Annotated in this window: 12 protein-coding genes and 1 pseudogene; 9 read left to right on the top strand and 4 right to left on the bottom strand. The window is 67.0% G+C overall.

Annotated features, from left to right (window positions below; translation table 11 throughout):
* Positions 1 to 97 precede the first annotated feature (97 nt).
* The 5 genes and pseudogenes from N5D20_RS10400 (at position 98) to N5D20_RS10420 (ending at position 3,283) form a co-directional block, all read left to right on the top strand.
* Positions 98 to 346, top strand: a complete 249-nt coding sequence (locus N5D20_RS10400; RefSeq protein WP_197579413.1) for a succinate dehydrogenase assembly factor 2 — start codon at positions 98 to 100, stop codon at positions 344 to 346.
* Positions 297 to 746: pseudogene (locus tag N5D20_RS24720) on the top strand (hypothetical protein). Before N5D20_RS10400 ends, N5D20_RS24720 begins: the two are co-directional and overlap by 50 nt.
* A 23-nt stretch (positions 747 to 769) precedes the next feature.
* Positions 770 to 2,011 carry a lipoprotein-releasing ABC transporter permease subunit gene (locus N5D20_RS10410; RefSeq protein ID WP_197579412.1) on the top strand — a complete coding sequence of 414 codons (1,242 nt, stop codon included), beginning with the start codon at positions 770 to 772 and terminating at the stop codon, positions 2,009 to 2,011.
* Entirely contained in the window at positions 2,004 to 2,717 is a 714-nt protein-coding gene (lolD, locus tag N5D20_RS10415) for a lipoprotein-releasing ABC transporter ATP-binding protein LolD (protein ID WP_005409083.1), read from the top strand. The genes N5D20_RS10410 and lolD overlap by 8 nt, the downstream gene beginning before the upstream one ends.
* A 107-nt stretch (positions 2,718 to 2,824) precedes the next feature.
* Positions 2,825 to 3,283 carry a DUF6491 family protein gene (locus N5D20_RS10420; protein WP_049434174.1) on the top strand — a complete coding sequence of 153 codons (459 nt, stop codon included), beginning with the start codon at positions 2,825 to 2,827 and terminating at the stop codon, positions 3,281 to 3,283.
* A 74-nt stretch (positions 3,284 to 3,357) separates the two neighbouring features.
* Here the strand turns inward: N5D20_RS10420 and N5D20_RS10425 are convergent, their stop codons facing one another.
* From N5D20_RS10425 to ftsY, 3 genes are all read right to left on the bottom strand, one after another.
* Positions 3,358 to 3,627, bottom strand: coding sequence for an oxidative damage protection protein (locus N5D20_RS10425; RefSeq protein ID WP_014036808.1), 270 nt, complete (start codon positions 3,625 to 3,627; stop codon positions 3,358 to 3,360).
* A 5-nt stretch (positions 3,628 to 3,632) separates the two neighbouring features.
* The gene (gene mutY, locus N5D20_RS10430) at positions 3,633 to 4,757 is read right to left on the bottom strand and encodes an A/G-specific adenine glycosylase (protein WP_197579411.1); all 1,125 of its coding nucleotides are present in this window, start codon (positions 4,755 to 4,757) and stop codon (positions 3,633 to 3,635) included.
* A gap of 83 nt (positions 4,758 to 4,840) precedes the next feature.
* Positions 4,841 to 6,157, bottom strand: a complete 1,317-nt coding sequence (gene ftsY / locus N5D20_RS10435; RefSeq protein ID WP_197579410.1) for a signal recognition particle-docking protein FtsY — start codon at positions 6,155 to 6,157, stop codon at positions 4,841 to 4,843.
* Between the two features lie 129 nt (positions 6,158 to 6,286).
* Between ftsY and N5D20_RS10440 the strand changes: the two genes are divergently transcribed.
* Positions 6,287 to 6,586: a hypothetical protein gene (locus N5D20_RS10440; protein WP_053442829.1), complete on the top strand. Its 300-nt coding sequence runs from the start codon at positions 6,287 to 6,289 to the stop codon at positions 6,584 to 6,586.
* 168 nt (positions 6,587 to 6,754) lie between these two features.
* Here the strand turns inward: N5D20_RS10440 and htpG are convergent, their stop codons facing one another.
* The gene (gene htpG / locus N5D20_RS10445; protein ID WP_197579409.1) at positions 6,755 to 8,647 is read right to left on the bottom strand and encodes a molecular chaperone HtpG; all 1,893 of its coding nucleotides are present in this window, start codon (positions 8,645 to 8,647) and stop codon (positions 6,755 to 6,757) included.
* A gap of 616 nt (positions 8,648 to 9,263) precedes the next feature.
* Here htpG and rsmD point away from each other — a divergent pair.
* The 3 genes from rsmD to N5D20_RS10460 are packed head-to-tail and all read left to right on the top strand — an operon-like array spanning position 9,264 to position 10,960.
* Positions 9,264 to 9,872 (top strand): 16S rRNA (guanine(966)-N(2))-methyltransferase RsmD, encoded by a 609-nt coding sequence (gene rsmD, locus N5D20_RS10450; protein WP_312660931.1) that lies wholly within the window; start codon positions 9,264 to 9,266, stop codon positions 9,870 to 9,872.
* Between the two features lie 26 nt (positions 9,873 to 9,898).
* Complete coding sequence (gene coaD / locus N5D20_RS10455; protein ID WP_010484372.1) at positions 9,899 to 10,408, top strand: pantetheine-phosphate adenylyltransferase; 510 nt, start codon at positions 9,899 to 9,901, stop codon at positions 10,406 to 10,408.
* 60 nt (positions 10,409 to 10,468) lie between these two features.
* Entirely contained in the window at positions 10,469 to 10,960 is a 492-nt protein-coding gene (locus N5D20_RS10460; RefSeq protein ID WP_004153167.1) for a hypothetical protein, read from the top strand.
* The last annotated feature ends 72 nt before the right edge of the window (positions 10,961 to 11,032 follow it).

Here is an 11,032-nt window from a genome sequence, read left to right on the forward strand (position 1 = left end):
CAGGCCTGGCTGTACCGGGTAGAGCCACGCCATGTGTGGCTGTGCCACCCCAGTAGAGCCACGCCATGCGTGGCTTTGCTGTATCTGGAGAAACACGATGGAAGAAGACGTTCTGCTGAAGAAGCTGCGCTGGCGCTGCCGCCGCGGCATGCGCGAACTCGACCAGCTGTTCGGTCGCTACCTGGACCGTGAATGGAGCACTGCGCCGACCGAAGAGCGCGAGGTTTTCCTGTTCCTGCTCGATTGCGAGGACGATAAGTTGTGGCGCTGGTTCATGGGCTATGAGGCCTGCCCACATGCGCACGCGATCCCCCTCATACAGAAGATCCTCGCCCTCAAGCCTTGAGTGGCGCCCCTCGCGGCTGCAGGCCGCCGCCCAGCTGGCGGTGCTGCTGGCCGCACCCTGGCTGCTGCGCGCATCGGATCTGCCGCCGCGGCTGTTGATTCCCGCGGTGTTGCTGGCCTAGGGCATCGGGTTGGCCGAACTGGCCTGGCGCCAGCGCAGGCCACGCGTGCAGGTGCTTCTGCCGGTACCGTCCGAGCCGCTGCAGGTGGCCGGGCAGGACGTCGATGCGCCACAACTGGTCGTGCGTGGCCCCTGGCTGCTGTTGCTCTGGCGTGAGGATCGGCGCCGCCGGCGCCTGCTGTTCTGGCCGGATGTGCTCGATTCCGGGCAGCGACGTGAACTGCGACTGGCCGTGGCCGCACGTAGCGTTTCCCGTCGGCCCCGGTCGATGGCACCATAAGCTGAATTGACCGGCGTGCCTGCATGTTCAAACCCATTCCCGTGGCCATTGGCCTGCGCTACCTGCGCGCCAAGCGCCGCAACGGCTTCATCTCCTTCATCTCGATGGCATCGATCCTGGGCATCGCGCTCGGCGTCACGGTGCTGATCACCACCCTGGCGGTGATGAGCGGTTTCCAGAAGGAAATCCGCAGCCGCCTGCTGCAGATGACCGCCCACACCACCATCAGCCGTGACGGCGAGCCGATGCCGGACTGGATGCGGGTGGTCGATGTGGCCAGCAAGGACCCGCGCGTGGCCGGTGCCGCGCCGTACATCGAGATCCAATCGATGATCAGCGGCCCGCGCGTGCAGGGCGCGATCATCCAGGGCATCGAGCCGGCGCTGGAGCCGAAGGTGTCGGTGATCGACAAGAAGGTCACCAAGGGCAGCTATGACAGCCTCACGCCGGGCAGCTTCAACCTGCTGCTGGGCAAGGAGCTGGCGATCTGGCTGGGCGTCGATGTCGGCGACCAGGTTCTGGTGACCTTTGCAGAAGTGCAGGGCACGCCTGCCGGTGCGGTGCCACGGATGAAACGCTTTACCGTGAGCGGCATCTTCGAGGCCGGTTACAACGAAGTCGACCGTGGCGTCGGCTTCGCCAACATGAAGGACCTGGAGCGCGTGCTGCGCAGCGACGGTGCCACCGGCGTGCGCCTGAAACTGCACGACATGGACCGCTCGCTGGAAGTGGGCGTGGATCTGGCGCAGAACCTCGGTGGTGCCTACCGCGTGAGTGACTGGACCCAGCAGAACGCCAACCTCTACCACTCGCTGCGCATGGAGAAGGTGGTGATGGGCATCCTGCTGTCGCTGATCATCGCCATGGGCGCCTTCAACCTGGTGTCCTCGCAGGTGATGCTGGTGACCGACAAGCAGGCCGACATCGCCATCCTGCGCACCCTCGGCCTGACCCCGGGTGGCGTGATGCAGGTGTTCATGGTGCAGGGCTCGCTGATCGGCATCTTCGGCACGCTGGCCGGCCTGATCGGTGGCATCACCCTGACCCTCAACCTGGAGCGCATCCTCGGCGCCATCGAGAGCGTGTTCAACGTCAAGCTGATGCCGGAGGATGTGTACTACATCACCGGCCTGCCGACCGACATGCAGACCGGCGACGTGGTGGCGATCACCGTGGTCGCACTGCTGATGAGCTTCCTGGCCACCCTGTATCCCGCCTGGCGGGCAGCGCGCACCCAGCCGGCGGAGGCCCTGCGTTATGAATAAGGTCTTCAACCGCGGCGATGAAGTGATCCGTGCCGAAGCATTGGGCAAGACCTACGCCGAAGGACGCATGCAGACCCCGGTGTTCGATGGCCTGGACCTGACCGTGACCGCCGGCGAAACCGTGGCGATCATCGGTGCCTCCGGCGCCGGCAAGAGCACGCTGCTGCACCTGCTGGGCGGCCTCGACATTCCGACCGCGGGCGAGGTCTATGTGACCGGCCAGCGTATGTCGGCGCTGTCGGATACCGCGCGTGGCCTGCTGCGCAACCAGGCGCTGGGCTTCGTCTACCAGTTCCATCACCTGCTGCCGGAGTTCACCGCGCTGGAAAACGTGATGATGCCGGTGCTGCTGGCTGGCACCGCGGTGGCCGAAGCGAGCAGCCGGGCAACCACGCTGCTGGAAGCGGTCGGCCTCGGCCACCGCCTGGACCACAAGCCGGGCGAGCTGTCCGGCGGCGAGCGCCAGCGTGCTGCGGTGGCGCGAGCACTGGTCAACCATCCGGCCTGCGTGCTCGGTGACGAGCCGACCGGCAACCTGGATGACCGCACGGCTGCAACGGTGTTCGAGCTGATGCTGGAGCTGAATCGTGCACGTCACACCAGCCTGGTGCTGGTGACCCATGACCGCAGCCTGGCGCGTCGCCTGGACCGGGTTCTGGAGCTGCGCGAAGGTCGCCTGCACGCACTGGCCCACGCCGACGTCTGAGCGGCCGGCAACGGCCGCCTCCCCGCACCTGAACGGGTTTACCTGCCATCGCGCCGGCCGCACATCGGCCGGCGCATGATCGCAGCAGGTTCCCCGAGGAGATCGCCATGAAGACCCCGCTTCTGCTGGCCGGCCTCTGCCTGGCCCTGGCCGCCTGTGCCACCACCGGCCGGCTCAGCAGCGCCGAGAAGCTTGACCTTTACCGTGCCCACGCCGGTGCGCCGCAGAACGACATGCAGTTCTTCGGCACCCTCAATGGCTGGACCGAGCTGGGTGACAGCGCGCTGGCGGTGTGGACGCGCCCGAGCGAGGCCTACCTGCTGGAGCTGAGAGGCCCCTGCCAGGACCTGCCGTATGCCACCGCCATCGGCCTGACCAGCCAGATGAACCGTGTCTCGGCGCGCTTTGACAAGGTGCTGGTGCGCGACCCCACCGGCGGCCCGCGCATGCCGTGCTTCATCAACAGCATCCGCAAGCTGGACGTGAAGGCACTGCGTGCCTCCGAGCAGGAGCTGCGCCAGGCGCAGGTGCAGGAGCGCGAGGCGGAGACCTCCCCGGCCAAATGATCAAAAAAGGGGACGGAGGGGATTAAGTCGTTTGTGCCACAAACGACTTAATCCCCTCCGTCCCCTTTTTGTTGTCAGGCTTCCGGAGTGAAGCCGGCCGGCTTTTCCGCGTCCTTCTCGAACAGGAACTTGACCAGTTCGCCTTCAAGGAACGCGCGATGCTCCGGCGTGCGCGGTGACAGGCGGTTCTCGTTGATCAGCATGGTCTGGTGGGCCAGCCAGGCGGCCCAGGCCTGCTTGCCGATGTTGTTGAAGATGCGCTGGCCCAGCTCGCCGGGGTAGGGCACGAAGTCCAAACCTTCGGCATCGCGTTGTTCGTACTGGCAGAAGACGGTTCGGGGCATGGCACTCACTCGTGGTTGCGGGGCTTCTTGGAAGTTCGTTTCGACGTCTTGATCGTGGCGCCGTCGAGCAGTTTGCGGATCGGCGCAGGCAGGCCCAGCGCGGGAAGTTCATCGCTCGCGACCCAGCGCAGCGTGGGTTCTTCCACGCGCAGGCCGTGCACCTGCCGCGACAGTACCTGCAGGTGCAGCTTGTAATGGCTGAAGGTGTGCTGCAGCGCGGGCAGCTCCTCGGCGTCTTCCAGCGAACCTTCAACATGCGCATCGAACCAGTCCTGCAGCACACTGCCGGCGTCGGCCTGCGGCAGCGTCCACAGCTGCGCCCAGATGCCGTTGTCCGGCCGCTTCTGCAGCAGCACGCGCTGCTGGGCGTCGCGCAGCAGCAGGGCCACTGCTTCGCGCTCGGGCAGGGTCTTGCTGGGCTTGGGCGTGGGTAGTTCAGCAGTGCGGCCTTCGCGGCGCGCCAAGCACGCGTCCTGCAGCGGGCAGATCACGCAGGCCGGTTTGGCGCGGCTGCATACGGTCGCGCCGAGGTCCATCTGCGCCTGGGTGTAATCGGCCATGCGCCCGGCCGGCACCTGCGCTGCGTGCGCCTCGGCGATCGCCCACAGCTGCTTCTCGATGGCCGGCAGGCCCGGGAAGCCGTCGATGCCGTGGTAGCGGCTGAGCACGCGCTTGACGTTGCCGTCGAGGATCGCGAACGGGTCGTTCCAGGCCTGGCTGAGGATTGCTCCAGCGGTGCTGCGGCCTATGCCGGGCAGGGCGTGCAGTGCATCGAAATCGCGCGGCAGGTCGCCGTCGTGCAGTTCCACGCAGCGCTTTGCAGCGGCATGCAGGTTGCGTGCGCGGGCGTAGTAGCCGAGCCCGGCCCACTGCGCCATCACCGCGTCGTTGCTGGCGGCGGCGAGGTCGGGCAGGGTCGGGAAGTGCTGCAGGAACCGCTGGAAGTACGGGATGACCGTGGCAACCTGGGTCTGCTGCAGCATGATTTCCGACAGCCAGACCCGATAGGGGCTGCGCGGGTGCTGCCAGGGCAGGTCGTGGCGACCGTGGTCGTCGAACCAGTGCATCAGGCGGGCGACGAAACCGTCTTCCTGGGCAGTGCTGGCGCTGGCGTGCGGCTGGCGAGGCATCGGTGTTCCAGAGAGGCAGCCACCCGTGGGGTGGCTCTACCAGGCTGCAGTAGAGCCGCCCCATGGCTGGTTGCACGGGTGTATCAGGCGCCCAGCGCTTCGGGCAGCAGGGCGTCGACGAAGGCTTCCGGGTCGAACACGCGCAGGTCTTCCGGGCGCTCGCCGATGCCGGCGAAACGGATCGGAATGCCGAACTCGCGGGCCAGCGCGAACACCACACCGCCCTTGGCGGTGCCGTCCAGCTTGGTCACCACCAGGCCGGTCACGTTCACCGCGGCATTGAACTGGCGCAGCTGCGACAGCGCGTTCTGGCCGGTGGTGCCGTCGATCACCATCAGCACTTCGTGTGGTGCGGTGGGATCAATCTTGCCCAGCACGCGGCGGATCTTGCCCAGCTCGTTCATCAGGCCGGACTGGGTGTGCAGGCGGCCGGCGGTGTCGGCGATCAGCACCGAGGTACCACGGGCCTTGCCGGCCTGCAGCGCGTCGAACGCCACCGAAGCGGCATCGGCGTTCTGCCCCTGCGCGACCACCGCCACGCCGTTGCGCTCGCCCCAGGCCTGCAGCTGGGCCACGGCGGCGGCACGGAAGGTGTCACCGGCGGCCAGCATCAGGCTGTGGCCATCGTCCTTGAAGCGCTTGGCCAGCTTGCCGATGGTGGTGGTCTTGCCAACGCCGTTCACGCCGACGGTTAGCACCACGAAGGGCTTGGCGTTGCGGTCGATCACCAGCGGCTTGGCCACCGGCTGCAGGATTGCGATCAGCTCGGCGCGCAGCGCGGCCAGCAGTGCATTGGCGTCGGCGAACTCGCGCGACTTCATGCGCTTGCGCAGGCCCTCGACCAGGTCGGTGGTGGCACCCACGCCGACGTCGGCGGTGATCAGTGCGGTTTCCAGCTCGTCCAGCAGGTCGTCGTCGAGCTTGGGGTTGCGCGAGAACAGGCCACCGAAGCTGCGCGCGATGACGCTGTTGCGCAGGCGTTCGCGCCAGCCGGGCTTGCCGGCAGGCGCCGGAACGGCGTCAACCGAGGCGGCGGCAGGCAGGTCGTCGGTGACCGGTGCCGGGGTGGGCTCAGGCAGTGGTGCGGGTGCCGGTTCGATGGCCGGGTCCGCCACCGGGGCGACGTCGATCCGGGCAGCCGGTTGCGGAGCGCTCGGAGCGGGAACGACCGGCGCCGGAACCACAGGGGTAGGCTCGACAGCGACCGGAACGACGGCTACCGGCGGCGGCTCGACCGGCGCAGGCGCGGCCGGTACGGCTACCGGTGCAGGCTCTTTGTCCTCGACCGGTGCGGCCGACGGGAACGCCGCCGCCAGCTCTTCAGCCGAGTAGTGCTGGGTCTTGGGTGCCTCCGCTGCGGGGGCATCCTGGGGCTTCTTGCGGCGGAAAAAACTGAGCATTGGCAAAAGGCGCTGAAATCAGAGGGATATGCTACCACTCGGGCCTGTCGGGCCGATGTGGACTCAAGGTCGCGGCCTGCCGGCCGTTAACCGGTCCGGAGGGCTGCGCAGTGCGGCCCGGAGACCGCCATGAACAACGTGATGGGAATCGCCCTCGGCGGGATGCGTGCGGCCCAGCAGGGCGTGCAGGTGGCCGCGCACAACGTGGCCAACCTGGCGACTCCCGATGCCCAACGCCTGCAGCTGCAGCGTAGTGCGGTGGAGCAGGGCGGGGTGCAGGCTTCGGTGACGTCCATTGGCGCCGATACCCGCGCACCGCTGGGTGATCTGCTGGCGGCGAAAGCCGAGGTGGTGGCCTTCGCCGCCAATGCCACGGTGATCCGCCGCCAGGACCAGATGCTGGGCTCGCTGCTGGATCGCGAAGCCTGAACCCCCTCGGCAAGCGCGAACCGCCGCCCCTGGTGGGTGCCAACCCTGGTTGGCATGCTTGACCCGCCCTGGTAGGTGCCAACCTTGGTTGGCACGCTATTGGGGCGCCAACCAAGGTGGGCCTCTACCAAGGCACCGCCGGGCCATGCCCGGCGACCACCGCCTCGATCAGGCCGACAGCTCCAGCAGCAGCTTGTTCAGGCGCGCCACATAGGCGCCCGGGTCCTTCAGGCTGTCGCCGGCGGCCAGTGCGGCCTGGTCGAACAGCACCCGGCCCAGGTCGTCGAAACGTGCGCCGTCGGCTTCGGCATCCAGCTTGGCGATCAGCGGATGACCCGGGTTGATCTCCAGTACCGGCTTGCTGTCCGGCACCTTCTGCCCACTGGCTTCCAGGATCTGGCGCATCTGCAGGCCCAGGTCCTGTTCGCCGATGGCCAGCACCGCCGGCGAATCGGTCAGGCGGTGCGACACGCGCACTTCGGCCACGTCATCGCCCAGCACCGTCTTCAGGCGCTCGACCAGGCCCTGCTTGTCCTTCGCTGCCGCTTCCTGCTCCTGCTTGTCCGCTTCGGTTTCCAGCGCGCCCAGGTCGAGGTCGCCACGGGCGATGTCGACGAAGCCCTTGCCGTCGAAATCGGTCAGGTAGCCCATCAGCCACTCGTCGATGCGGTCGGTCAGCAGCAGTACTTCCACGCCCTTCTTGCGGAACACTTCAAGGTGTGGGCTGTTGCGCACCTGGCTGTAGCTCTCGCCGGTCAGGTAGTAGATCTTGTCCTGGCCTTCGGCCATGCGGCCGATGTAATCGGCCAGCGACACGGTCTGCGCATCGGCCTCGCCGCGGGTGGAGGCGAAGCGCAGCAGGCCGGCCACCTTCTCGCGGTTGTTGTAGTCCTCGGCCGGGCCTTCCTTCAGCACCTGGCCGAATTCCTTCCAGAACGTGGCGTACTGCTCCGGCTTGTCGGCGGCCAGCTTCTCCAGCATGTCCAGCGAGCGCTTGGTCAGCGCCGCCTTCATCGAATCGATGACCGGGCCGGACTGCAGGATCTCGCGCGAGACGTTCAGCGACAGGTCGTTGGAATCGACCACGCCCTTGATGAAGCGCAGGTACAGCGGCAGGAACTGCTCGGCCTGGTCCATCACGAACACGCGCTGCACGTACAGCTTCAGGCCCTTGGGCGCGTCGCGGTGGTACAGGTCGAACGGCGCGCGGCCGGGCACGTACAGCAGCGAGGTGTACTCCAGCTTGCCTTCGACCTTGTTGTGGCTCCACGCCAGCGGGTCGCTATGGTCGTGCGCCACATGCTTGTAGAACTCGGTGTATTCGGCGTCGCTGATTTCGGTGCGCGGGCGGGTCCACAGCGCGCTGGCGCGGTTGACGGTCTCCCATTCGACCGCAGCGCCTTCTTCGCCACCTTCCTTCGGCATCTGGATCGGCAGGCCGATGTGGTCCGAGTACTTCTTGAGGATGCTGCGCAGGCGCCAGCCATCGGCGAAGTCGTGCTCGCCCTCCTTCAGGTGCAGGACGATGCGGGTGCCGCGCTCGGCCTTGTCGATGGTGGCGACCTCGAAATCGCCTTCGCCACGCGAGGTCCAGCGCACGCCTTCGGCTGCGGCCAGGCCGGCGCGGCGCGAGGTCACTTCGACTTCGTCGGCGACGATGAAGGCGCTGTAGAAGCCGACGCCGAACTGGCCGATCAGCTGCGAATCCTTCTTCTGGTCGCCGGACAGCTGGCGCAGGAAGTCGCCGGTGCCCGACTTGGCGATGGTGCCCAGGTGGGCGATGGCTTCGGCGCGGCTCATGCCGATGCCGTTGTCTTCGATGGTGATGGTGTGGGCGGTCGGATCGAAGCTGACGCGCACGCGCAGTTCGCTGTCGCCTTCCAGCAGGGCCGGCTGGGTCAGGGCCTCGAAGCGCAGCTTGTCGGCGGCGTCGGCGGCGTTGGAGACCAGCTCGCGGAGGAAGATTTCCTTGTTGGAGTACAGCGAGTGGATCATCAGCTGCAGCAGCTGCTTGACTTCGGTCTGGAAGCCAAGGGTTTCGGTCTGGGTGGTCTCGGTCATCGATTAAGGCTCCATGTGCAATGCCGCGCCAGCGCGTGCGGCCTCGCCAAGGGGTAGGGATGATTGTCCCGAAATCAAGGGGTTGTTCGGCAGGGCTTGCAGCCCTGCACCTGCAGAGGCCGAAGCAACAGCAACAGCAACAGCGGGCTATCCGTGGGATGGCGGGGTGGTGTGGGTTGGCAGGACACGCCGTGAACCCGTCCCTGGGGCTCGATGGCGCCATCCATGGCGCCAACGGTCCTGCCAACCCACACCGCCCCACCTCTGACAGGTTCACGCGGCTGTTGGTAGGTGTCGACCTTGGTCGACACCTCTGTCAGATATCGAAATAAAACTGGGGTCAGATCCGTTTTCCGCAGGAAAACGGATCTGACCCCAAGAGCCGTTCCGACAGATCGCAGGAAACTGTCGAAGGCGGGGTGGGTCCGGTTGAGGGGGCGTGAGCCGCATGGATGCGGCGACCGAGCTTACATGGACGTACTTGCAGCGTCCCCCTCGACCGGACCCACCCCGCCAACCCACGGATAGCCGGCTTTTGCCGTTGCTTCGGCCGCTGCCTTGGCTTCTGCGGGTGCCGGGCGCCGCCCGGCCGAACTACAATCCCGCTCATGCTGAAATTCTCGAATACCTCCCGCCGGGGGCGCCGGTGAGCGGCCGTGGGGGCAATGACGGTCAGGTCCGCATCATCGGCGGGCGCTGGCGCAATACCCGCCTGCCGGTGCCGACCCTGCCAGGGCTTCGGCCCAGCAGCGACCGCGTGCGCGAGACCCTTTTCAACTGGTTGATGCCCAGACTGGGCGGCGCGCGGGTGCTGGACCTGTTTGCCGGCAGTGGCGCCTTGGGCCTGGAAGCCGTCTCGCGCGGCGCCGCCCACGCCACTCTGGTCGAGCGCGACGCGCAGCTGGGACGCAATCTGACCGCGGCCGTGGCCAAGCTGCAGGCCTACGACCAGGTCACCGTCGTGCAGGCCGATGCGCTGCGCTGGCTGCAGGGCGCACCGGCACAGCAGGCCGATCTGGTCTTCATCGACCCACCGTTCGCGGATGGCCTGTGGCAGGACGTGCTGGCGCAGCTGCCGCGGCATCTGGCCGCCGATGCCTGGCTGTACCTGGAATCGCCGGCCGGTCACACGCCGGTGCTGCCGCCGGACTGGCTGCTGCACCGCGAGGGCGGCACCCGCGAGGTGCGCTTTGCCCTGTACCGCCGCGCCACTGCTACACTTTGACCTCATCTGAACATCTGCAACCGCCCATGACCGTGGCCAACCGCCGCATCGCCGTTTATCCCGGCACGTTCGACCCCATCACCAACGGTCATATCGACCTGGTGAGCCGGGCCGCGCCGCTGTTCGAAAAGGTCGTGGTCGGCGTGGCGCAGAGCCCGTCCAAGGGCCCGGCGCTGCCGCTGGAGCAGCGCGTGCAGCTGGCACGTGGCGCACTCGGCCACCACAGCAACGTCGAGGTGATCGGTTTCGATACCCTGCTGGCCCATTTCGTACGTTCGGTCCAGGGCGGGGTACTGCTGCGCGGCCTGCGCGCGGTGTCCGACTTCGAGTACGAGTTCCAGATGGCCAGCATGAACCGTCACCTGATCCCCGAGGTCGAGACCCTGTTCCTGACCCCGGCCGAGCAGCACAGCTTCATTTCGTCCTCGCTGGTCCGCGAGATCGCGCGCCTGGGCGGCGACGTGTCCGGCTTCGTGCCGGCCGCGGTGCTCGAAGCCCTGCGCAAGGTCCGCGAAGCGAAGGCGGCACAGTCGTAAGCCCTGCTGTACCCGCACCCCATTACGTACAACACCACGCACCATTCCGGGAGGAAACCCATGAACACCACCATGCGCGCGATGCTGATCGCTTCGTTGGCCCTGGCCTTCACCGCCTGCAAGAAGGAAGAGGCCGCTCCGGTCGACGAGGCCAAGCAGGCCCTGGTCGCTCCGTCCAAGGACGACGATGCAGGCTGGAAGAAGTACCTGCAGGAAGTGGCGATCCAGAACATGGGCAACATCACCAACAGCCCGTTCCTGTACTACCTCTCGCCGGAATCGGACCCGGACTTCCAGGCCAAGTACGAGCGCCAGACCGAGAGCGCGACCCAGGCCGTGGCCCGTGGCGTGCAGCCGGGCAACATGCTGGCCTTCGGTTCCTCGGCCTCGGGCAAGATGGCTGACATGATCCAGGCCGTGTTCAAGGACGTGTCGCCGGATTCGATGAAGGGCGTGCGCGTCGTCTTCATCGGCCAGTCGGCCGACAACGCCCGCGTGCAGGCTGCCATCCAGCCGACCGGTGCCGAGTACATTTTCGTCGAAGCCAAGTAATACCGAGCCATGGCGGCCATGCTCCGGCATGGCCCGGGCGGCGTCCTGCAAGGGTGCCGCTGATGACCTGAC

The sequence above is a fragment of the Stenotrophomonas sp. GD03877 genome, assembly GCF_029840555.1.
GTDB lineage: Bacteria > Pseudomonadota > Gammaproteobacteria > Xanthomonadales > Xanthomonadaceae > Stenotrophomonas > Stenotrophomonas geniculata.